This window comes from Thiomicrospira pelophila DSM 1534, from assembly GCF_000711195.1.
In the GTDB taxonomy this organism is placed as follows: domain Bacteria; phylum Pseudomonadota; class Gammaproteobacteria; order Thiomicrospirales; family Thiomicrospiraceae; genus Thiomicrospira; species Thiomicrospira pelophila.
This window is the reverse complement of record NZ_JOMR01000001.1, coordinates 434,775-458,349: the sequence shown is the minus strand read 5'-3', so window position 1 is coordinate 458,349 and position 23,575 is coordinate 434,775. Positions and strand designations below refer to the sequence as shown.

Here is a 23,575-nt window from a genome sequence, read left to right as displayed (position 1 = left end):
CCTCTGGAAAAACAGTAATGTTTTCGGAGAGTGAGCCTTGAGAATTCAAGGCCTTAGAAATACAACAAAACCAGCTTTGGCAAGTTTATACTAAGCATACTTGACTTGGTTTCGGCCCGCATTTTTAGCCTCATACAGCGCTTGATCCGCACGTTTAAGTACCGAATTTTCAGTGTCATTCGACTGAAAGCAAGTTAAACCAAAACTACAAGTTAAGGTTTGTCCCGGAATTGCTTTAAAGTCGTAACTAGCGACCATAGAATGAAGACGCTCGGTAATTTCCTTTGCATCCTCTATTTCGGTATTAAGCAGCATAACCACAAACTCTTCTCCCCCATAACGACACAGCAAGTCCGAACTTCGCAAGCCGCTTTGGATCACTTTGGCTAGCTCTTGCAGTACTGCATCACCCACATCATGCCCATTTTCATCGTTAATGTTTTTAAAATAATCCACATCCAGCATTAATAGACACATCGGTGCTTGATAACGTCTAAACCGGGTCAGTTCTTGGCTGAGAACTTTGTTAAAAAACAACCGATTATTTATGCCGGTCAATTCATCCGTTTGCGACAAATGTGCTAACTGTTGCTGGGTTTCAACCAGCTCGGTGATATCGTGCATCGCAACTGTAAACTGACCAAATAAGGCTTCAGTAAGCGGTTGAATTTTGACGGCAAAATAATAGGCGCGCTCCGCTTTTATAATTTTGGCGACATGTGAGTCTGCCGGATGATTCAACACGTGCTGAATCCAAAACACCCCATTTATATCAGGTTGCAGCAAGCCTTCACCTGGCTCAAATGTGTCGCAAACACGTTTATAGCATTGATGGAACGCGCTTAAATCCTCAAACTCACTAAAAAAATCAAAGAAATGCTTATTCGCATCGACTGTACGCTTCATATCAGTGACATATAAAATGTCCGAAGCGGAATCTATCACGTCACGATAATAATTACGCTGCAACGAAATCTGTTGTCGGCTCAAAAAAATGAACGCTAATAAAACCAACATCACCACCACAATAAAAGACGTAATCACATAACGCTTCAGGAGTGAGTTAACATCCTCAAAATTGATCGCATCTAAGGTTCTGGCTACTACCCAGTGGCCTTCGACCTCACCAAATGCATCAAAAATTGGGACACGTGTAATAGCAAGCTGATCTTTGTAAATAAAAACTTCATCGCTCAGTACTTTCTCGACACCAATTAACTTAATCAATTCAACTAACTCATCCGCACCATGAGTATTGACGACATAGTAATCCTCAATAAATTGGTCGTTGCTTGGCAATATCAACTTGGATCGATGGCGTTTGTCAGCTAACACCAGCGAGCGTGTGTTCTCAATGTTTAATCGATCAACTAAAGGCTGAAATTGTGACACTACTTCGACCACGCCCAAGAGATTGGCATCATCAAACACCGGCACCATCGATTTAAAAGTCATAGAAAAAAGCCCTGTACTAACGGTAGTCGTGGGCGCTTCATTTGGGTTAGCTATAAGATGCTCAAGGTCGGTTCGGATGCCGATTAATGAATCACCACGGCGCGTTGTCCAGCTTCGCTCTACACTAACGGCATCTCGATTAATCACCTGCAACCAAATGTCGTTATTTGGGGTTTTAGTTTGTATCCGCTGGGCTAACTTGTCGAGTCCCGCCCGATATTCACAACAAGGCAAGGTTAGGAGTTTTTGTACATTCGGGTTTTCCGCGAGCATTAAGGCTAACGCTAATGACGCACTTTTCTGTTCGCGTATCAATGCATTCACTTGTGCATGAATATCGTGTTTCTGCGCACTATAGACAGCACTGCGAAGCGACTCACTTTCTTGTTGGTAAATCCAAACCTTAAACAGGATGACCAATAAGATTATGAGGCTAAACAACACCACCAACCATCGATACCGCTGTAGAACTTGTTTCATAACTCGTCCATATGATTCATTTACTTAGTTGATCTACCTCATTTTGAACCTAAATAAACATAATTACCTATCAAATATACTAATAGACATCAAAGTTTTTACTATAGGTCCAGGTTGACAGACTCAAACCATAATTATTCTCATCTTTTTTATACTAAGCTGGCAAACCATCCAAAAAAAGGTACTATAAAAACCCTATCTATTGTCAATCGAGGCTTGTCATGTTGTTTTTTCGAACACTATGGATTGTTGTAAGTTTTTATATTTTAGCCAACGGCCACTCAGCCTACGCTAATTCGCGCTCGGCGCTGGCGATGCCTGACCTCTATTCGGCTGAGGTCGCACAATCTGTCTTAGACAAGGGAGGCAATGCTATTGATGCCGCCGTCGCCGCTTCTTTTAGTTTGGCCGTCACCTATCCTGAAGCCGGGAACTTAGGCGGTGGCGGTTTTATGTTAATTCATGCCAAAGGCGAAACTCGATTTTTGGATTACCGTGAAACCGCCCCCCAGGCGGCGCATAAAGACCTCTATTTAGATAAGAATGGCGAAGTGATTCCAAATCGTTCGCTGGTTGGCTACCATGCGTCAGGCGTGCCAGGCAGTGTAATGGGGTTATGGCAAGCACACCAAGTTTATGGTCAGCTGAATTGGTCGGAGTTAATTGAACCAGCTATAGACTTAGCTCAGAACGGCTTTAAGGTTCACCCAAAGTTAGCGGAAACAGCCAGCTGGTATCAAGACTGGGCTTATGAAAAAGCCGATAACCTCAACTTTTCCAACTACTTTGGCAACCTAAAAGCCGAACACGTCTTCAAACAACCTGAACTGGCCAATACTCTTAAACGCATCGCCGAACATGGCGCGAATGAGTTTTATAAAGGTGAAACCGCCCAGTTAATTGCAAAACAAATGCAAGCTAACCAAGGCTTAATTACCTTGGCGGATCTCGCCAACTACCAAGCTAAATGGCGGCAACCAGTACACACTCTTTGGCAGGGTTATGATGTCTATTCTGCGCCACCGCCCAGCTCTGGCGGCATTGCACTCATTCAACTCTTAAAAATGAAAACCGAACTATCGTACGAGTTTGAAGGCTTGCACCATAATAGCGCCAGCTACATTCACCTACTCGCCGAAATCAAAAAACGCGTGTATGCAGATCGGGCTGAATATTTAGGCGACCCTGACTTTCACAGCGTCCCAATGAACAAATTGATTGCCGCCGACTATTTGGCTGAACGTGCATTAGAAGTCGATCCGATTCGCATTTCGCCCACGCCTGAAATTAAACCAGGCCTGGAGGAAAGCGAACAAACCACCCACTTTTCAATTTTGGATGCGCAAGGCAATGCCGTTTCAAATACTACAACCTTAAACATGCCGTTTGGCAGTGGTGTCGTAATTGAGGGGGCTGGATTTTTGATGAATGATGAAATGGATGATTTTTCAGCTAAGCCGGGTGTGCCCAATATATTTGGTGTAATCGGCGGCAAAGCCAATGCGATTGCGCCTAATAAACGCATGTTGTCGTCGATGACCCCGACCATTTTATTGCGCGATGGCAAGGTATCCAAAGTGATTGGCACACCAGGCGGCTCGACCATTATCACGAGTGTATTCCAAGCATTGGTAAATAATGTTGAATTTGACATGACCGCACAACAAGCTGTGGATGCATCGCGGGTTCACCACCAGCTCTGGCCAAAAGATGAAATTGGCTATCACCCCTCTTTGGAGGCCAACACCATTCAAACACTAACAAACCAAGGTTATAAGTTGTCCCAGCGTCGATTTTTTGGTGATTTACAATTTATCAGTCGTTCCAAGTTTGGCGATTTAGAAGCCGCCTCGGATAAACGGGGTCGCGGCGAAAGCCGTGTCTGGAAAACAAACCCATAAGATTTAAAAACGCCGGCCACCATCAAGCGTCAAAGTGGTGCCGGTACTATAGGGACTATTCATCAGATAATTTACCGCGTCAAAAACCACCTGCGGGCCAGGCTCAATTCCCAGCAAGGATTTTTGTAAGCGTTTTTCCCGATAACCCGCCTCATCTTGATCATTAAACATAATAAGACCCGGTGCAATGTCGTTGACTTTAATATCTGGTGCTAAAGCCTGCGCAAATGATCGCGTCATATTTTGTAACGCGGCTTTTGAGGCACAATACCCAATTTGACTAGCCGAACCACGTTCGATACCAGCATCACTCAAAGATATAATGTCTTTTAATGCACTATCGCTCGCACGCAGCAGAGGCGTCAAGGATCGGTTAAGCTCGTAAGGCGTGTTTACATGCACCTGCCATTGCTGCTCAAAGCTGTTATCCACCTCATCATCTAGCCAAATAGAGGCGTTATGGACAATCGCGCGTAAACTGCCGGCGAGTTCTCCTACCTCCTGAATAAAGGCGGCACGTTGTTTGGCATCGGTAAAATCGACTTGAACCCCATGAGCTCCAAGTTTTTTCAACTCATCCACACCCGGTTTACCATTGCGAAAACTGAAAATTACTGGATAATCTTTCTCTAGTAGAAATTGCTTAGCTAGATGCAAACCAATTCGTTGGCCGGCACCGGTAATCAAAATTGCATTTTTAAGTTTCATAAGCTACCTTTTAACATCATTAAAATAAGTATACCGAATTCATCACCCAGCCGACTCACCAAAGTGAGCTGGTTTGGATTAAGGGAGACAACATGAATCTACTCATTCTTGGTGGCACCGGATTTGTAGGCCGCCATTTGGCCAAAGCCCTACGCCATGACGGGCATAACGTAATTCAAATGGGGCGCAGTGCTTATAACTGTATTGAGAACCTAACCGAGTTGCTTAAAGCGCAAGATATTGTGATTCAAATGTCAGGCGCCAATATTGGTCAACGCTGGAATGAAACCTATAAGCAAACGCTATACACGAGTCGCATTGATACAACTGAGCTTTTAGCGGAAGCGCTCGCTTTGTTGGACACCCCTCCCAAGCAAGTCATTGCGATATCGGCAATTGGGCTTTACCCGCAGCGCCCTTGCGGCGAACCGCTGGATGAGTCTTGCGATGAAGTCGATGATAGTTTTCTGGGCGAGCTAGGCCAAGCTTGGGAAAATGCCAGTCGCAAACTTAGCCCTGAACCTCTCATTATGCGTTTCGGCGTAGTTTTGGGCAAAGATGGCGGAGCCTTAAAGAAAATGTTGCCCGCGTTTCGGCTTGGGCTAGGTGGGCCAGTGGTAACCGGTGAACAATGTTTTAGCTGGGTGCATATTGATGATGTGGTGGAAGCCTTTCGTTGGGCGATTCAGCACCCAGAACATCGTGGTGCGATCAATGTCACCGCACCTCAACCACTTACTCAAAGAGAGTTTGGGCGCACGCTAGCCAAAGTTTTGCGGCGCCCATTTGGCTTGCCGATGCCTGAAAAATTACTCACCTGGCTATTTGGTGAAGGTGCTCAGGTGCTTACGCATAGCAGTTGTGTAGTGCCTACACGACTTGAAAAACTGGGGTTTAAGTTCCAATACCCGGATGCTCAGGCCGCCTTAACCCAAATATTGAGACGCTAAAAGTGCCCGAGCTTCCTGAAGTCGAAACCACTAAACGCGGCATTGAGAACCAAATTTGCCACAAGCGTATCGTAGAAATTCAAATACGCCAAAATCAGCTACGCTGGCCGGTTCCGGCTGAACTCAAAACCATACTACCAGGCCTGGTGATTGAGTCAGTTAAACGGCGTGGCAAATATTTATTGCTTAAAACCTCTGTTGGTCATATTTTGATTCACTTAGGCATGTCTGGGCATTTGAGGGTTCTGACTCAATCCATCCCAGCGGGCAAGCATGATCACATTGACCTGGTGTTTGAGGATGGAAGCTGTTTAAGGTATCAGGACACACGACGTTTTGGGGCTTGGTTATGGACAGATCAACCGCTTGAACATCATGCGCTCCTCAAGAAGCTTGGCCCGGAACCTTTATCGGATGAATTTAATTCCGACTATCTTTGGCAGGCGACTCGAACTCGAAATACCGCGATTAAATCCTTAATTATGAACAGTCATTTTCTGGTCGGAGTCGGAAATATTTATGCCAATGAATCCTTGTTTTTAAGTGGGGTGCATCCTTTAAAACCCGCGAAAGATTTAACTCTATTAGAATGCGAAAAATTAGTTACACAAATTCGACAGGTATTAAGCGCGGCCATTGACCAGGGAGGCACAACCTTAAAAGATTTTCTTAGTCCGAGTGGCCGCCCTGGTTATTTCGTGCAAAAACTATTTGTGTATGGTCGCGCGGATCAACCATGTCTAAACTGCGGCACAATAATTGAGCGCGCAGTTCACTTTCAACGTGCGAGTTATATTTGCCCAACATGCCAACCGCTACCTAAAAAACGCCGCCCTAGGCAGGAGAAGACGTCAAAATGAAATTTTCATCGATCTTAATTGGGCTTCTCAGTCTTGTGCTGTTAAGTGCTTGCCAAAATAAGCCCGACATTCAATCTTGGCCGCTTATCGAAGATTGTGACCTTCACCAACAAACTTGTCAGGCACAACAAGGCAATTCAATAGCTAGCTTGAGCATTCAGCCTCAACCGATTCCGCTCGCCAAACCCTTTCAGATTGAGGTTCAACTTAATAACTTAGAAGCCCAAACGCTCGAGTTGGATATTTCAGGCATTAATATGTACATGGGATACAACCGTGTCACCCTAAAAGCCGATCCAGCTCAACCTGGTCGTTTCACCGGTAGCTCAATGCTGGCTTTTTGTACCAATGAGATGATGGAATGGCAAATCAGTCTTCTGCTTCAGCAGGCTGATGGAACCCTATTACAGATCCCGTTTAAACTGGTCACTCGAAATCGTTAATCTAAATAGAGGTCACCATGAGCTTAGCGCATAACGATCAAACGAATTCTGAACCATCCAAGCCAGAGCAGACTGAATCGACTCCGTTTTTTACGCATGACATCGAACAGCTAAGCCAGCACTTTGCGACCGATTCGATATTGGGCTTAAGCCAAGATGAGGCCGAAAAACGCCTAGCGCAACATGGGCCAAACCAGCTCAGCGAAACCCATGGTGTCGCGATTATCCCATTGTTCTTGCGTCAGCTTAAAAACCCTCTTTTAATTGTGTTATTTTTTGGCGCCTTGCTGTCCTTTTATATTCAGCATTATGTCGATGCGTTTGCGATTACCGCCATCATCTTAATCAACGCAACGATCAGCTTTATGCAAGAATTTAAAGCTCAGCGTTCAATGGATGCATTACGTGACATGGCCGCCCCCAAGTGCTGGGTAAAACGCGACGGCGAATGGCAAAACTTAGCCGCGGCCGATTTGGTGCCGGGCGATTTAATTAAGCTGGAAACCGGCACGATTATTCCGGCGGATGCGCGCTTAGTAGAAACCGTTCAACTCCAAATTGATGAATCCGCCCTCACCGGCGAATCCGATCCAGTAAGAAAAAACACCCAAACCTTGAATGATCCAAGTTTAATCTTGGCGGATCAAGTCAACATGTGCTTTATGAGCACCTCGGTAACCCACGGCTATGCGACCGCGATTGTCACCGGTACCGGTATGAATACCGAAGTCGGCCATATTGCTGAATTGATGGAAAGTAGCGAGCAACGCTTAACTCCCTTACAACAGCGCATCAAAAGCATGTCGCATATTTTAATTTGGGCCGCGCTCATCATTGTCGCCGTTATTATGGCGATGGGCTTTTTCCAAGGCATGAGCTTGGTTAACATGAGCAGCACCGGCATTTCGCTCGCGGTCGCCGCGATTCCAGAAGGCCTTCCGACGGTCGTTACCATTGTATTAACCTTGGGCGCTTATCAAATGATGCGTTCGAATGCCCTGGCGAAACACCTTACTTCGGTCGAAACCCTGGGTTCTACGACCATTATCTGCTCGGATAAAACAGGCACACTCACCCAAAACAAAATGCAAGTTCAGAAAATCTGGGTCGCGGGCGAAACCTTGCGCGTGGATGGTGTCGGATACGAGCCGAAAGGCCAGTTTTATGATAAAGATGACCAACCTATCGAAGCCCACACCCACAAGCCTTTAATGAAAATGCTTAAAATGTCAGCTTTGTGCAGCGATACCCGATTAGTTGAAAGCAACGGCCAGCACTCCATCCATGGATTACCCACCGAGGGCGCGATTGTCGTGGCTGCGGCTAAAGCAAAAATCACCAAGGAGCAACTTCTAAACGATTACGATATCGAAGTCAGTTTCCCATTTGATTCAAGCCGAAAAATGATGAGTGTGATTGTGCGTGATGAAGACAACCAGGCCTGGTTGTATGTTAAAGGAGCACCTGATGTCATTATGAATCGCTGTGATTATATGACCCGCCATGGTGAAACTGTAAACTTCACGCATTACCAAGAAGAAGCCCACGATGTCGCAAATGAATTTGGCCGCCAGGCGTTACGAACGCTCGCAATTGCTTACCGAAAACTCAGTGATAGCGAATTAGAGTCACCGGATACGGCCTTAGAAACCGAACTTACTTTAAAAGGTATTTACGGCATCATTGATCCGCCCAGACCTGAAGCCACCCAAGCGGTTATAGATTGTCACAATGCTGGCATCGGAGTGGTGATGATCACCGGTGATCATGTTGAAACCGCCAAAGCGATTGCCTTGCAAATGCACATTATCGACTCCGCCGAGAGTCCGACACTGACAGGCGCAGAATTGAATGAGCTGGATGACCAGCAACTTTACAATTGTGTTAAAAACATCCGTGTATTTGCGCGCGTTACCCCCGAACACAAGTTACGAATCGTGCATGCGCTTCAAGCGCATCAAGAAGTCGTCGCCATGACGGGTGACGGCGTGAATGATGCACCAGCCTTGCGCACCGCCGACATTGGTGTCGCGATGGGCATGAGCGGCACAGGCGTAGCCAAAGAATCCGCTGACTTGATTTTATTGGACGATAACTTCAAAACGATTGTAACGGCGGTTCAAGAAGGTCGTCGCATTTACGACAATATCCGCAAATTTATCCGCCAAGCGCTAACAGCCAACGTCAGTGAAGTATCCGCTCTATTATTTGCATTTGCGCTTATCAATGGTGAGCCCTTACTTACTCTCGCACCCTTAATGATTCTTTGGGTTAACTTGGTCAGTGATGGTATCCCCGCGCTTGCGTTAGGCGTTGATGGTGCCGAAAACGATGTCATGAAACGCCAACCTCGTCTTTCGAATGAAAGTTTTTTTGCCAATCATTTGAGTCATCGAATCATTATTCGTGGACTGGTAATGGGCGCGCTGACTTATGCTGTATTTATAACGGCCATTAACCAAGACTACAGCCAGGAATATGCACAAACCCTAGCTTTTATGACTTTGATATTTGGCCAGTTATTTCATATTTTTGATGCTCGCACCTTTACCACGCTTTATCAACGCAACCCATTTAGCAACCCGGCGTTACTCTGGGCGGTCGCAGGTTCAGCCGCGCTATCGGTCAGTATGGTGTATTGGTCTTGGGGACAAACCCTGTTGGGCACAACGGCCATAGAAGTGGAACACCTGCTTATCGTCATCGGCCTATCCGCCTTACCGACATTGATTTTGTCAGGGATTAAACAGGTTTTAAAAGTGAAATGGCTTTAAAGCTCAACTTAAGCGAATTTTTGTTGAATGGCTTTCGCAACCTCAGGTGGCACAAACTCACTCACGTCGCCTTTTAAGGCGGCTATTTCGCGCACCAAGCTGGATGAGATATAGCTGAATTGTTCGGCGGGTGTCATAAACATGGTTTCGATGTGGGGTGCTAACTTACGGTTCATCGAAGCCAATTGAAATTCATATTCAAAGTCTGACACAGCGCGTAAACCGCGCAAAATCACTTGGCCTTCAACCTGATTCATAAATTCGACCAACAAACAATCAAATCCCACCACTTCAACATGTGGCCATTGAGCCGTGGCAGCCTTGGCTAATTCTATGCGTTCGTCCAAACTGAACAACGGCGTTTTATTACGATTATTCGCCACCGCAATAATTAAGCGGTCATAGACTTGCGCCGCGCGTTTTATTAAATCGGTGTGGCCACAGGTGATCGGATCAAAAGTGCCTGGATAAACAGCGGTAATCGTCATAGAGTTATCTCATTAATTGTTGCGCACATCATACCTTGAGTCTTTTAAAATTGCGACGGTTCGACATAGTGCCATAAAGCAAAACGGGTTTGAGATGTGGTTTTTTCACGGTAAATTTGCCAACCGTTAGGTAAAGTCGGCCAATCCAGCTTTTTTTCCTGTTCAATATACAACCAGGTCTGGTGGTTAATCCAAGCGTTTTCAAACAACGTATCCAGAGTGGACTGAACTAAGTGTTGATTAAAGGGTGGATCAATAAACACCAGATCAAACGTTTTTTCAGCTTTGTGTGCAAGATATTGCAGACTATCGGTGGCTTGTACCTTTATCGCTTCTGCTTTTAGCAACTGGCTGTTTTGTCTTAATTGACTAGCAACCGCTTCAGATTTTTCAAACATTAAAACTTCGGCCGCGCCACGAGACTTGGCTTCAAACCCGAGCGCGCCAGATCCAGCAAACACATCCAAGCAGCGTTTGCCGGCTATCTCGAATTGCAACCAGTTAAACAGGGTTTCACGCACTCGGTCAGAAGTCGGGCGTAACCCGTTCAGTTCCAAAACCGGCAGTTTTCGGCCACGCCAGTCGCCGCCGATAATGCGTATGACACCACCAGGCCTGGTGCTTCTAGAATTCGGCCGTTTTGATGCTTTACTGGATTTACTCATCGCCAAAATCTACTCTACTCAGGCTGTCCGACCATCAGCGTTAACATGTTGTCGGTTTTAATATGACGCTGCCAAGCGTCTAATACATCTTGTTTCGTTAAGCGCTCGATATGACGAGGAAAAGCATCCAAATAATCCAACGGCAAATCATAAAAACCGATCATGCTGATATAACCCAATATTTTGCCATTGCTATCTAAACGCAATGGCCAGCCACCAATCAAGTTGCTTTTAATGTCGGACAGTTTTTCATCTGAAAAGTCAGCCATAAACTCTTTTAAGGTTTGTTTTACGACTTGATCCGCCTCTGAAGCCTGACTATTTTGGGTCGATAAACCAATCACCCAAGGGCCAGCCACCCGCATGGGCGCAAAATAGCTGTAAACGCTGTAAACTAAGCCGCGCTTTTCACGCACCTCTTCGACTAATAACGAGCCAAATCCACTGCCGCCTAATAAATGATTGCCTAAAAACAATGCATAGTAATCAGGATGTCCACGTTCAACGCCTAACTGACCTAACATGTAATGGGTTTGAACGGAACTAAAGTCGATCACTTGAGACTGCGCTTCTTGCAAGGGTTTTGGCGCTGGCAAAGCGGGAGCTGGTTCTCCGGTTTTTAGCGAGCTTGTAAGCCGTTCCGCGATCTGTTCGGCCTGTTTACGATCAATCGCGCCCACAATCGATACCTGGGCATTTTTTGCCACATAATAACGTTGGTAAAAGGCCTTTAAATCGTTTGGTTTAATGGCTTGCACGGACTCAATATTCCCTTCCACTGGGTTCGCATAAGGGTGGCCGGAGTACAATGTTTGCCAAAAGGTCAAGCTCGCGACCTGATTAGGTTGTTCTTCTCGCTGTTTTAAAGCTTGAATCAAACGCGCCTGATCGCGTGCAAATATCTCGCTAGGAAAGCTGGGCTGAGTCAGCACTTCGGCAAATAAATCCAACGCTGGTGTCAGCAAGTTTTCTCGCGTTAAGCTACGAAGACTGAAGCTCGCCGAGTCTCGACTCGCTTGACCGCCAAATTGCGCACCTAGATTGTTAAAGCCGATTGAGATTTGTTGCTCGTTTTTTTGCTCCGTACCGGCTGATAACAAGGCGGAAGTTAAATTCGCCAGGCCTGGTTGTTTTGCATCTCTAGCACTGCCGGCATCAAACGTGACTTCAACATCCACCATGGGCAGCTGTGGAGCTTCTACAAATAAAACCTTCACTCCTTTGCTTGTCTGCCAGGTTTGAATATCAATTGAAGCTTGCGAGAGGCTGAAAGCCATCAAACCCATTGCAAATACGAACGCTTGCATTATAATTTTCATCAGTGCATTCTCCCACTAAACTCAGGCTTTGGGGTTGGTTTGCGATTGGTTTCACCGCTCGGGCGTAAAATACCGACTGTCAAATTATCGGTGTGTAAATACTTTTTAGCGACCGCTTGAATTTGATCGGGGGTCACACTTCGGAGGTTTTCAACCCAATTTTGCATGGTATCTGCCGGCAAGCCTACACTAACCATAGAGCCAATGCTACTGGCTTGCGATTGAATCGAATCTTGTTGATAAACGTATTGCGCTTCGGCTTGAGCCAATATACGTTCCAACTCACTTTTTTGAATCGGCTCATCTTTCACACGTTTAATTTCGGCCAGTATCGCCGCTTCAAGCTCCTCCACCTTAACTTCGGTTTGTGGTTGAGCACTGAATAGGAATTGCGCGCCCAATCGACCCGTTGGCCGATAAAAGGCGCCGATTGAACTGGCTATTTTTTGATCTCGCACCAAGGACTGAGTTAAACGCGCGCTATCGTCACCGTCCAATACGCTCGCCAATACCGCTAGGGCATAAACCTCCTGCGGATCCGACGCTGAAACTAAGCTAGGCACGTGATAACCCATAATGATATTGGGCACGGGTGTGGCATCTTTTAACTCAAAACGTCGTTGACCTTGTTGCTCAAGTTCAAACTGAGGTTTAGGCGGATTAATCGTTTGGGGCGGATAAACGCCATAGGTTTTTTGAGCTAGTTCAACGACCTTTTTAGGATCAACATCACCGACCACCACCAAGGTCGCATTATTAGGTGCATACCACTGGCTATACCAATTTTTTAGATCTTGTAGTTGATAATATTCAATATCTTTCATCCAGCCAATGACTGGGTTACGTTCGGTGCTACTTAAATAAGCGGTGGCTTTAAACTGCTCAAATAATTTTGAAGTCGGTTTATCTTCTATCGACCATAAGCGCTCTTGTTTAACCACGTTACGTTCGGGCTGAAATTGTTTGTTCGTTAACGACAAGTTTGCCATGCGATCGGATTCTAACGTCATAACTTCTTCTAGGTGTTGCTTTCCGACCACCTGGTAATAAGCGGTATAGTTGGCCGAAGTAAAGGCATTTTCTCGCCCCCCCATTTGAGAAACACGCTTAGAAAACTGACCTGGTTCAACCGAGTCGGTGCCTTTGAACATCATATGTTCGAGCATATGCGAGACACCAGTCAAACCATTAGGCTCATAGTTGGCTCCCACTTTATACCAGAGCTGGTGCACGACGATCGGTGCGCGCGTGTCTTGTTTTACAACTACCTGCAAGCCATTTTCAAGCGTGGTTTCAAACAGTTCAGTTTGCGCCATTGCATTGATACTAGTGCTACTTAATAAAATCAGGCTGCCGATTATTGGATTCAGTAATCTCATAAACTTGGATTTCATCGCCCCACTCCCTATGCTCTTGGCTGTGTGAATTAGGTTTTTTGTATTTTTCATTTATAATGGTTGGATTGCAATTTTACAAGTGATACCCCGTGCGGGTTACATCATAAGCTCATGAGGAAACTATGTTTAGCTTTTTACGCAAAAAAGGTCAAGAATCGACTCAAAATGACGAAGCACAACTCGAACAAACAATTGAACCTTCGGTTGAAGCTTTTACGGACCATGCACCAGACACAACTAGCAGGCCTGGTGTTTTTGCACGTTTAAAAACCCAACTGAGCAAAACTCGTAAAGTTCTTAATGATGGCTTAGCCGACTTGGTGCTTGGCAAAAAAGAAATTGATCAAGACTTGCTGGATGAGCTGGAAATGTTACTGCTTACCGCCGATGTCGGCATGGATGCGACTGACCATATTATTCAAAACCTAACTCAACAAGTATCGCGTAAAGAGCTTAAGGATCCTGAGGCGTTAATTGATTCATTAAAAATTCAACTACGTGCTATGTTGGAGCCCGTCAGTCAGCCCTTAAACATTGCGAAGTCCGATAAGCCTTATGTCATTTTAATGGTGGGAGTGAACGGGGTCGGCAAAACCACCACGATTGGTAAGCTGGCGAAAAAGTTCCAACAGGAAGGCAAATCCGTCATGTTAGCGGCTGGCGATACCTTTCGTGCCGCCGCCGTTGAACAATTGCAAACTTGGGGTGAACGTAATCAAGTGCCGGTCATCGCGCAAGGAACAGGGGCCGACTCTGCTGCGGTTGTTTTTGATGCAATTCAATCCGCCCAAGCACGAAAAATTGACGTTCTAATCGCGGATACGGCTGGACGCTTACACACTCAACGCAACCTAATGGAAGAACTTAAAAAAGTGAAACGCGTCATGTCTAAAGTCGACGACAGCGCACCCCATGAAGTGATGCTGGTGCTCGATGCCAGTACGGGGCAAAACGCACTAAGCCAAGCAAGACAATTTCACGAAGCGATGGGGCTAACAGGCCTGGTGATTTCTAAGTTGGATGGCACCGCCAAAGGTGGCATTGTGTTTTCGCTTGCTCAGCAGCTGGGAATACCGGTACGCTTCATTGGCGTTGGCGAATCTATTGACGACTTGCGTGTTTTTAATGCGAATGAATTTACCGATGCTCTATTTGAAACCCAGGCTTAAATGAGTCGGATTGGTTAGATGTCAAACTCGGACTTGAACCCTCAGGAAAAGCATCAGGCCTATAAAACCGGCTATCGGTTTGGACTAAAAGGCCGAAGTTTAAGCCAGATCCCAAGCCAGATTCGTGGTAACACACAATTACGAAGCTTATATGACGAAGGCTGGCATGAAGCCCAGCAAGAAATTAAAGCGGGAGGGCAACACTTTAAAACTCAATATATCCGGCATCGTGTTAGTTGGATTTTAATGACGGCTTTAGCCGGCATCATTACTGCCTACTTAATTATTCAAAGCCGCTATGACGCGCCAACAGAGCAGGAAACTAATCCAACAGAAATGACCGATGCGCCCATTTCAAAACTGAAACCACTTCACACAAACTGGGAATCGATGGATAGTTCATCTCTCAATTTGCTGTCAGATCAGGAACGCCAAAGTTTGTCTGTAACGCATCTAGCACGCCCTGTTATTCCAAAACAAGCAATAAGCAGCTTTAATCAACCATTAGACGTTCGGCTGTATAATGGACACAATAAACAACAGGTTTTTTCAGCGGGTGAGCGCCTCCCCAAATACGTTAGACAGTTAGTATTTGAAGTAGATAGGGATGAATTAGATCCGCCGATAGCCCTAACTGTTCGCTGGTTATGGCAGCGCCAATTAATGCAAAGCCAAACTTGGCCTGCGGGTCCGTCTATTATTATGTCCAAACAATCGCTATTCAGTGCACAGCAAGGGAATTGGGACATTGAAATACTTGACCCTTCGGGTCAAGTGATTTACCTTTATCAATTTAACTATGTCCAATAAAGTATAGGAAAGTCATGCTTAACCATTTTGTAACCAGGCTAAATCTACCCAAACTAGGGTTCTGGCTATCAACTGGGATATTATTCGTAACCTTATCAGGCTGCTCAAACACACCGCCGCCTGCTGGTGCACATGACAATATATGTGACATTATTGAATACGATCGTCACTGGTATTATGCTGCCAAACAGTCTGAACAAAGATGGGGGACATCGGTTCCCATTCTGAAGGCTTTTATTCATCAGGAGTCACGATTTGTTCATAATGCTCGTCCTAAACGTGAATATGCTTTAGGCTTTATTCCATTACCTCGCCGCTCCAGTGCATATGGTTTTGCACAGGCTCAAAATCCAGCTTGGCATGATTACCAGAAAGCCACTCACAACTATTCAGCTCGCCGAAATAACAAATACGATGCACTCGATTTTATTGGATGGTACAACAGCGTGTCGCACAAACGTAACGGAATATCATTAGGGGACCCTTACAATTTGTATTTGGCTTATCATGAGGGTAATGGTGGCTTTGCTCGTAAAACCTATAATAAGAAACCTTGGCTAAAAGACGTGGCCAAAAAAGTCCGCAACCAGGCCTGGCGCTATGAAAACCAACTTAAATCCTGCCAAATCGCACCAAAAATTTGTTTATGGCCATTTTGCTAAAAATATATTTTTAAAAATTACCCCATAAAAAAGCCCACCATAAGGTGGGCTTTTTTATTAGTAACAACCATTAGAAAAGCAAATTGCTAAACTTAAGTGTTGTAACGTTCAACCACTAATGAAGCATTTGTACCACCAAAACCAAAGCTATTGCTCATGATCCGGTTAAGACCCGCATTCTCAATAGTTTTAGTAACAATTGGCATGCCTTCGCACTCTGGGTCTAAGTTCTCGATATTAATAGATGGCGCAATAAAGTCATTTTCCATCATAATCAAACTATAAATTAACTCGTGAACCCCCGCAGCCCCTAACGAATGACCAGACATGGCTTTGGTTGAGCTTATTTTTGGAATATTATCGCCAAACACCTCACGTACCGCCGCCATTTCCTTGGTATCCCCAACAGGGGTACTAGTGCCATGCGGATTAATATAATCCACAGGACCTTTGACCGTACTCAATGCTTGCTTCATACAACGAACCGCGCCTTCTCCAGAAGGGGCAACCATGTCATATCCATCTGAGTTCGCACCATAACCAGTAATCTCAGCATAGATTTTTGCACCGCGAGCTAATGCATGTTCAAGCTCTTCAACCACAACCATGCCCCCGCCACCAGCAATAACAAAACCATCACGGTTTGCATCATAAGTGCGCGATGCTTTCTCAGGCGTATCATTATATTTCGTCGACAACGCGCCCATAGCATCAAATAATACCGACATGGTCCAGTGTAATTCTTCACCGCCACCAGCAAACACAACATCCTGTTTTCCAAGCTGAATCTGTTCAACCGCAGTACCCACACAATGCGCACTAGTTGAACAAGCCGAACTAATCGAAAAGTTAACCCCTTTGATTTGGAATGGTGTCGCCAAACAAGCTGAAACAGTACTACCCATAGTACGCGTTACCATATAAGGCCCAACACGCTTAACCCCTTTTTCTCTAGCAATTTCAACTGCTTGAGTCGAGTTTGAGTTTGAACCACCGCCAGATCCAGCGATAATACCTGTACGCTCATTAGAGATCATCTCTGGAGCTAAACCAGAGTCGGCAATTGCTTGCTCCATCGCAATATAACTATAAGCCGCTGCATCGCCCATAAAGCGTAGCTGCTTACGTGGAATTAAAGCTTCGAAATCAAGGTTTTTAACCGCACCATGTACCTGAGAACGCAAGCCATTCTCAGTATATTCTGGTGCGCTAACAATTCCTGACTTACCAGCTCGTAAAGATTCCATTACTTCTTGTTTGTTATTACCAATACTAGAAACAATGCCTAAACCTGTAATGACTACTCGTCTCATAATTAAAACGCATCCGTGTTAGTGAATAATCCGACTTTGAGATCATTGGCGCTGTAAATTTCACGACCATCAACAAATAAGTGCGCATCACCAATACCCATATAAAGTTTACGCTTAATCACGCGCTTCATATTAATGACATACTCAACTTTTTTGGCTGTTGGTAACACTTGACCATAAAATTTAACTTCACCTGATCCTAAAGCACGTCCACGACCTGGACCACCAGTCCAACCTAGATAAAACCCAATTAACTGCCACATAGCATCTAAACCAAGGCAACCTGGCATAACGGGGTCTTCATTGAAATGACATTCAAAAAACCATAAATCTGGATTCACATCGAGTTCTGCGCGAATTTGACCTTTACCAAAAGTGCCACCTTCTTCAGAGATGTGTGTGATGCGATCAAACATTAACATCGGAGGCTTTGGTAGCTGCGCGTTGCCTGGCCCGAAAAGTTCTCCACGGCCACAAGCTAAAATTTCTTCTTTAGTAAAACTCGATTGTTGTTCCATTACGTCTTCCAAGTAATAATTAGTTGAAGCATTATACCAGTCCGAATAAAACCAGTAAAACTTGAATAATAAATTGGGGTGTTTTTAAATGATTTTTTTATGATGAAAAGCAAGAAAAGATAAATGAATGGTGCCGACAGAGAGACTCGAACTCCCAACCTACTGATTACAAATCAGTTGCACTACCAATTGTGCTATGTCGGCAATAGGGCGGTATTATAAGGCTTATAACTTTGTTGTCAACGCTAATTTTTAAAATATTATTGATTAATTTCAGTCATCAAAAGTAAATACAACCCTTTCAAAACCAGGCCTGGTTCATAGATCCAATCCTCACCTAGAGTTTGCCTAAAAACCTTAGACCCACCGCCAGTCAAGAAAAGTGATGTTTTTTGCTCAGCCAACAAAGTATTGTGTACTTTTTCAACCTGTTGTTGAATAAAGTTAACAATCATGAAATGAATGCCTAAATGAACTCCATCCTGTGTGTTCTTTCCCAATAATGGTAAATCTGAAAGCTCTAAATTAAATGCTCTGCTGATATCTAATTTAGCAGATTCACTCTTTAGACTCTTTAACATTAGGTCTTTACCCGGCACAATCAAACCACCTAAATGATTTCCCGTTTGATCTACGCAATCTAATGTTACAGCCGTACCTATATCCACTACAATACAGGCAGAATGCTTAACTTGATAATAAGCGGCCCCCATTGCTAATAAGCGATCAATGCCTAATTGAACTGGGTTTGCGTAACTATTTTTTATACCAAGTAACATCATGGATGATTCAACTATTCTGACATTTGATGTATGGCTATCAATTAATAGTTCACAAAAATCCAACACAAAACTTGGCTTACCAACACTCGCGATCAAGATATTTTTTGGTTGAAGATCTACAGGTGAATTTTTGTATATGGTTTTGAGTAATTCTTTAGGTACTGAATTAGCGTATTCCAAACTTCCCCCATAGAGATAGTCATCCCCAAGGACGTAAGCCCACTTAACGTTTGTGTTACCAAAGTCTATTAACCAATTCACAACTTATCCTTGATTTTTCGGACAGAAACCTGCCCAGCTGTTATTTCAATTGTACCTTTGCTTGTATCATCTTTTACATCCTGAATCCGTAGACTGCCTGAATCGGAAACGCCTAAGTAATATCCTATATCAAATAACGCATGTCTCAAGCAAACTGTTTCGTATAGACTAAAAAAATCAGAGTCAGACCAAACATCTTTTTTTGAAATCCATGCTGCGGGATGAAAGTTGTTGACTGCAACGATCAAATCTTGGGCTAGTTGGGTAGTTAAAGAAGACTTATTGAATTTTTTATTTAAAGGAACTCCTTTTGCAGAATATTCTTCAAATTGTTGATTAAAATCACCCGTATTCACTCCCACTCCAATGACTAACCAACACAAATTATCAGTTTGGCTCACGACTTCAACTAATACACCTGCGACCTTTGATTCGCCCATATATATATCATTAGGCCATTTCACTTTATAATCTTGATCGGAGTATAACTCTAAAGAACCTTTTACACTCAGTGCCAATAACTGGCTAAAACCATACAACTGGTCAATTGGATAAATGACGGGCAATAACAATGAAAAAGTAATAGATTCTTGATCCGACTCCCAGTTAGACGAACGTTGCCCATATCCTTGCGTCTGAATATCAGCAACACAAAGACTTGGCTCTAATTGGCTTTTGGCCTTCTGTTTTAAAAATTGACTCGTTGATGAAATTGAATCGAAATAATCAACGTGCAAACTAGTAAATCCTGCCTTATATAGATCCATTACCAACCTTAAATTTTTGGCAAAAAAAAACCCCTCTTACGAGGGGTTTGATGTATGGAGCTTGGCGATGACCTACTCTCGCATGGGGAAACCCCACACTACCATTGGCGCTGGAACGTTTCACTTCTGAGTTCGAGATGGGATCAGGTGGTTCCATTCCGCTATGGTCGCCAAGCAATTCGGTTTTGCTCGATGTGATTACACACCTCGCTAAAATTCTTTGCTTTAGGAATCGATCTCTTCCTTAGGATTACATATATCTTGACTATCTCAAGCTCACATGCCAGTTAAGTCACTTTTGAGTTGTATAGTTAAGCCTCACGAGTAATTAGTACAAGTTAGCTTCACACATTACTGCGCTTCCACACCTTGCCTATCAACGTCCTGGTCTTGAACGGCTCTTTAGAAGACTTATAGTCTAGGGAGAACTCATCTTGGGGCAAGTTTCCCGCTTAGATGCTTTCAGCGGTTATCTTTTCCGAACGTAGCTACCCAGCAGTGCCATTGGCATGACAACTGGAACACCAGCGGTTCGTCCACTCCGGTCCTCTCGTACTAGGAGCAGCCCCCCTCAATTCTCCAACGCCCACGGCAGATAGGGACCGAACTGTCTCACGACGTTCTAAACCCAGCTCGCGTACCACTTTAAATGGCGAACAGCCATACCCTTGGGACCGACTTCAGCCCCAGGATGTGATGAGCCGACATCGAGGTGCCAAACACCGCCGTCGATATGAACTCTTGGGCGGTATCAGCCTGTTATCCCCGGAGTACCTTTTATCCGTTGAGCGATGGCCCTTCCACACAGAACCACCGGATCACTAGAACCTGCTTTCGCACCTGCTCGACGTGTCAGTCTCGCAGTCAAGCACCCTTTTACTCTTGCGCTCATTGCACGATGTCCGACCGTGCTGAGGGTACCTTCGCGCTCCTCCGTTACTCTTTAGGAGGAGACCGCCCCAGTCAAACTACCCACCATACACTGTCCCTGGCCAGGATTCACTGACCGAGGTTAGAACCTCAATAATATCAGGGTGGTATTTCAAGGATGGCTCCACCCGAACTAGCGTCCGGGTTTCAAAGCCTCCCACCTATCCTACACAGATAGTATCAAAGTCCAGTGCAAAGCTGTAGTAAAGGTTCACGGGGTCTTTCCGTCTAGCCGCGGGTACACGGCATCTTGACCGCGATTTCAATTTCGCTGAGTCTCGGGTGGAGACAGTGTGGCCATCGTTACGCCATTCGTGCAGGTCGGAACTTACCCGACAAGGAATTTCGCTACCTTAGGACCGTTATAGTTACGGCCGCCGTTTACCGGGGCTTCGATCAAGAGCTTCGCTTACGCTAACCCCATCAATTAACCTTCCGGCACCGGGCAGGCGTCACACCGTATACGTCATCTTTCGATTTTGCACAGTGCTGTGTTTTTAATAAACAGTCGCAGCCACCTGGTCTCTGCAACCCTCAATAGCTTACGGAGCAAGTCCTTCACCATCAAGGGCACACCTTCTCCCGAAGTTACGGTGTTATTTTGCCTAGTTCCTTCACCCGAGTTCTCTCAAGCGCCTTGGAATTCTCATCCTGCCCACCTGTGTCGGTTTGGGGTACGGTTTCTTATTACCTGAAGCTTAGAAGATTTTCTTGGAAGCATGGCATCAACCACTTCGTCCTATTGGACTCGTCATCAGTTCTCGGCATTAAAGACCCGGATTTACCTAAGTCTTCTGCCTACCACCTTAAACTTGGACAACCATCGCCAAGCTGGCCTAGCCTTCTCCGTCCCTCCATCGCAGTAATAAAAAGTACAGGAATATTAACCTGTTTCCCATCGACTACGCCTTTCGGCCTCGCCTTAGGAGCCGACTAACCCTACGTCGATTAACGTTGCGTAGGAAACCTTGGGCTTTCGGCGAGGGAGCTTTTCACTCCCTTTATCGCTACTTATGTCAGCATACGCACTTCTGATACCTCCAGCATGCCTTACAGCACACCTTCGCAGGCTTACAGAACGCTCCCCTACCATGTTAAAAACATCCGCAATTTCGGTACTATGCTTAGCCCCGTTAAATCTTCGGCGCAGGCCGACTCGATCAGTGAGCTATTACGCTTTCTTTAAAGGATGGCTGCTTCTAAGCCAACCTCCTGACTGTCTAAGCCTTCCCACATCCTTTCCCACTGAGCATAGTTTAGGGACCTTAATTGGCGGTCTGGGTTGTTTCCCTCTTGACAACGGACGTTAGCACCCGCTGTCTGTCTCCCATGATTGCACTTCTTGGTATTCGGAGTTTGCAATGGGCTGCTAAGCCTTGACGGCCCGCTAGACCATAACAGTGCTCTACCCCCAAGAGTGAGACATGAGGCACTACCTAAATAGTTTTCGGGGAGAACCAGCTATCTCCGAGCTTGATTAGCCTTTCACTCCGATCCACAGCTCATCCCCTAATTTTTCAACATTAGTGGGTTCGGACCTCCAGTTGATGTTACTCAACCTTCATCCTGGCCATGGATAGATCGCCCGGTTTCGGGTCTACTGCATGCTACTAAACGCCCATTTAAGACTCGGTTTCCCTACGGCTCCCCTATTCGGTTAACCTCGCAACACACAGTAAGTCGCTGACCCATTATACAAAAGGTACGCAGTCACAGAACAAGTCTGCTCCCACTGCTTGTACGTACACGGTTTCAGGTTCTATTTCACTCCCCTTCTGGGGTTCTTTTCGCCTTTCCCTCACGGTACTGGTTCACTATCGGTCGGTAGAGAGTATTTAGCCTTGGAGGGTGGTCCCCCCGTGTTCAAACAGAATTTCACGTGTTCCGTCCTACTCGATTTCACAATAAAAAAGTTTTGATATACGGGACTATCACCCTGTATCGTCAGACTTTCCAGACTGTTCTACTAACTTTATTATTGCTTAAGGGCTGGTCCCCGTTCGCTCGCCGCTACTTAGGGAATCTCGGTTGATTTCTTTTCCTCCGGGTACTTAGATGTTTCAGTTCCCCGGGTTAGCCTCCCATATAGGGATATCCTCGAAAGGATGGGTTTTCCCATTCAGAAATCTCCGGGTCAAAGGTTATTTGCCACCTCACCGAAGCTTATCGCAGGCTATCACGTCTTTCATCGCCTTCTACCGCCTAGGCATCCACCGTGTACGCTTAATCACTTAACTATACAACTCAAAAGCAACCTACGTTCGTTTTGACCTTTTGTATTGAACTTGCATTCAATCAAAACTTAACTTTTGAGCATACAACGTAACTAAGATTCTTCGCTGACATGTTCGCTTGAGATTACTCATCAAGATACATGTATACCTATTACTACAATAATGATTGGAGATCATTATTGCTGGTTATAAATCCGTCTCATCAACGTTTTATAACCTTCTCTTTAGAAGAGATCTATTCCTAATTGTTAAAGAACTTCGGCTTACTACCGAGAAGCGGAATATTATCATTCGCTTCCCTTTCTGGCAATAAGAACCGCTCATATATTCTCAGTTAATTTAGACTTAATCTTGATTAACTAAAACCACATGAGCGGTTGTTATTTGGTGGAGTTAGGCGGGATCGAACCGCCGACCTCCTGCGTGCAAGGCAGGCGCTCTCCCAGCTGAGCTATAACCCCTAATAATTACTCAATCAGTTGTGTTTCACAACCCCTGATTTTTTTGCTGCGGGTAATTTGGTGGGTCTGGGTGGATTCGAACCACCGACCTCACCCTTATCAGGGGTGCGCTCTAACCAACTGAGCTACAGACCCAGGTCTTGTGTCCTGAGCTGCACCCAGGCGTGTTCTTTTTATCTGTAATTCAGAGACAATTTATGTGAAAGCTCAAAGAGTTCGCTTTAGCTT

Annotated in this window: 18 protein-coding genes, 3 tRNA genes and 2 rRNA genes; 8 read left to right on the top strand and 15 right to left on the bottom strand. The window is 45.1% G+C overall.

Annotated elements, in window-relative coordinates; all coding sequences use genetic code 11:
- Positions 1–90 precede the first annotated feature (90 nt).
- On the bottom strand, positions 91–1,935 hold the full coding sequence (locus tag N746_RS10560; RefSeq protein ID WP_051678456.1) for a GGDEF domain-containing protein: 1,845 nt from the start codon (positions 1,933–1,935) through the stop codon (positions 91–93).
- A gap of 221 nt (positions 1,936–2,156) precedes the next feature.
- Between N746_RS10560 and ggt the strand changes: the two genes are divergently transcribed.
- Positions 2,157–3,836 (top strand): gamma-glutamyltransferase, encoded by a 1,680-nt coding sequence (gene ggt, locus N746_RS0102145; protein WP_029933717.1) that lies wholly within the window; start codon positions 2,157–2,159, stop codon positions 3,834–3,836.
- 3 nt (positions 3,837–3,839) lie between these two features.
- Here the strand turns inward: ggt and folM are convergent, their stop codons facing one another.
- Positions 3,840–4,544, bottom strand: coding sequence for a dihydromonapterin reductase (folM, locus tag N746_RS0102140; RefSeq protein ID WP_029933716.1), 705 nt, complete (start codon positions 4,542–4,544; stop codon positions 3,840–3,842).
- A 92-nt stretch (positions 4,545–4,636) separates the two neighbouring features.
- Here folM and N746_RS0102135 point away from each other — a divergent pair, with 92 nt between their 5' ends.
- The 4 genes from N746_RS0102135 to N746_RS0102120 are packed head-to-tail and all read left to right on the top strand — an operon-like array spanning position 4,637 to position 9,571.
- Positions 4,637–5,494, top strand: coding sequence for a TIGR01777 family oxidoreductase (locus tag N746_RS0102135; RefSeq protein ID WP_029933715.1), 858 nt, complete (start codon positions 4,637–4,639; stop codon positions 5,492–5,494).
- A gap of 2 nt (positions 5,495–5,496) precedes the next feature.
- Complete coding sequence (gene mutM, locus N746_RS0102130; RefSeq protein ID WP_029933714.1) at positions 5,497–6,354, top strand: bifunctional DNA-formamidopyrimidine glycosylase/DNA-(apurinic or apyrimidinic site) lyase; 858 nt, start codon at positions 5,497–5,499, stop codon at positions 6,352–6,354.
- Positions 6,351–6,797, top strand: a complete 447-nt coding sequence (locus N746_RS0102125) for a hypothetical protein (RefSeq protein ID WP_029933713.1) — start codon at positions 6,351–6,353, stop codon at positions 6,795–6,797. The genes mutM and N746_RS0102125 overlap by 4 nt, the downstream gene beginning before the upstream one ends.
- Positions 6,798–6,814: 17 nt before the next feature.
- Positions 6,815–9,571 carry a cation-translocating P-type ATPase gene (locus N746_RS0102120; RefSeq protein WP_081835963.1) on the top strand — a complete coding sequence of 919 codons (2,757 nt, stop codon included), beginning with the start codon at positions 6,815–6,817 and terminating at the stop codon, positions 9,569–9,571.
- A gap of 8 nt (positions 9,572–9,579) precedes the next feature.
- Here N746_RS0102120 and coaD read toward each other — a convergent pair whose 3' ends face one another.
- From coaD to N746_RS0102100, 4 genes are read right to left on the bottom strand one after another with little or no spacing between them, the layout of a single operon-like run.
- Positions 9,580–10,059 carry a pantetheine-phosphate adenylyltransferase gene (gene coaD / locus N746_RS0102115; RefSeq protein WP_029933711.1) on the bottom strand — a complete coding sequence of 160 codons (480 nt, stop codon included), beginning with the start codon at positions 10,057–10,059 and terminating at the stop codon, positions 9,580–9,582.
- A gap of 44 nt (positions 10,060–10,103) precedes the next feature.
- Complete coding sequence (gene rsmD, locus N746_RS0102110; protein WP_029933710.1) at positions 10,104–10,724, bottom strand: 16S rRNA (guanine(966)-N(2))-methyltransferase RsmD; 621 nt, start codon at positions 10,722–10,724, stop codon at positions 10,104–10,106.
- A 14-nt stretch (positions 10,725–10,738) separates the two neighbouring features.
- Positions 10,739–12,043, bottom strand: coding sequence for a M16 family metallopeptidase (locus N746_RS0102105; protein ID WP_029933709.1), 1,305 nt, complete (start codon positions 12,041–12,043; stop codon positions 10,739–10,741).
- A complete protein-coding gene (locus N746_RS0102100; protein ID WP_029933708.1) occupies positions 12,043–13,437 on the bottom strand; it encodes a M16 family metallopeptidase in 1,395 nt (464 codons plus the stop codon). The genes N746_RS0102105 and N746_RS0102100 overlap by 1 nt, the downstream gene beginning before the upstream one ends.
- A 125-nt stretch (positions 13,438–13,562) precedes the next feature.
- Between N746_RS0102100 and ftsY the strand changes: the two genes are divergently transcribed.
- The 3 genes from ftsY to N746_RS0102085 are packed head-to-tail and all read left to right on the top strand — an operon-like array spanning position 13,563 to position 16,081.
- On the top strand, positions 13,563–14,609 hold the full coding sequence (gene ftsY / locus N746_RS0102095) for a signal recognition particle-docking protein FtsY (protein WP_029933707.1): 1,047 nt from the start codon (positions 13,563–13,565) through the stop codon (positions 14,607–14,609).
- An 18-nt stretch (positions 14,610–14,627) separates the two neighbouring features.
- A complete protein-coding gene (locus N746_RS0102090; RefSeq protein ID WP_029933706.1) occupies positions 14,628–15,419 on the top strand; it encodes a hypothetical protein in 792 nt (263 codons plus the stop codon).
- Between the two features lie 14 nt (positions 15,420–15,433).
- Positions 15,434–16,081 carry a transglycosylase SLT domain-containing protein gene (locus N746_RS0102085; protein ID WP_029933705.1) on the top strand — a complete coding sequence of 216 codons (648 nt, stop codon included), beginning with the start codon at positions 15,434–15,436 and terminating at the stop codon, positions 16,079–16,081.
- 92 nt (positions 16,082–16,173) lie between these two features.
- Here the strand turns inward: N746_RS0102085 and fabB are convergent, their stop codons facing one another.
- The 9 genes from fabB to N746_RS0102040 all read right to left on the bottom strand — a co-directional run bounded on the left by fabB (position 16,174) and on the right by N746_RS0102040 (position 23,482).
- Entirely contained in the window at positions 16,174–17,394 is a 1,221-nt protein-coding gene (gene fabB, locus N746_RS0102080) for a beta-ketoacyl-ACP synthase I (RefSeq protein ID WP_029933704.1), read from the bottom strand.
- Positions 17,395–17,396: 2 nt separating this feature from the next.
- On the bottom strand, positions 17,397–17,912 hold the full coding sequence (fabA, locus tag N746_RS0102075; protein ID WP_029933703.1) for a 3-hydroxyacyl-[acyl-carrier-protein] dehydratase FabA: 516 nt from the start codon (positions 17,910–17,912) through the stop codon (positions 17,397–17,399).
- 128 nt (positions 17,913–18,040) lie between these two features.
- Positions 18,041–18,116: transfer RNA gene (locus N746_RS0102070), tRNA-Thr, on the bottom strand.
- A gap of 56 nt (positions 18,117–18,172) precedes the next feature.
- The gene (locus N746_RS0102065; RefSeq protein WP_029933702.1) at positions 18,173–18,955 is read right to left on the bottom strand and encodes a type III pantothenate kinase; all 783 of its coding nucleotides are present in this window, start codon (positions 18,953–18,955) and stop codon (positions 18,173–18,175) included.
- Entirely contained in the window at positions 18,952–19,722 is a 771-nt protein-coding gene (locus tag N746_RS0102060; RefSeq protein WP_029933701.1) for a biotin--[acetyl-CoA-carboxylase] ligase, read from the bottom strand. Before N746_RS0102060 ends, N746_RS0102065 begins: the two co-directional genes overlap by 4 nt.
- Positions 19,723–19,781: 59 nt before the next feature.
- Positions 19,782–19,897, bottom strand: a 5S ribosomal RNA gene (gene rrf, locus N746_RS0102055).
- Between the two features lie 132 nt (positions 19,898–20,029).
- Positions 20,030–22,889 (bottom strand): 23S ribosomal RNA (locus tag N746_RS0102050).
- A 382-nt stretch (positions 22,890–23,271) separates the two neighbouring features.
- Positions 23,272–23,347, bottom strand: a tRNA-Ala gene (locus N746_RS0102045).
- Positions 23,348–23,405: 58 nt separating this feature from the next.
- Positions 23,406–23,482: transfer RNA gene (locus tag N746_RS0102040), tRNA-Ile, on the bottom strand.
- Positions 23,483–23,575 lie beyond the last annotated feature (93 nt).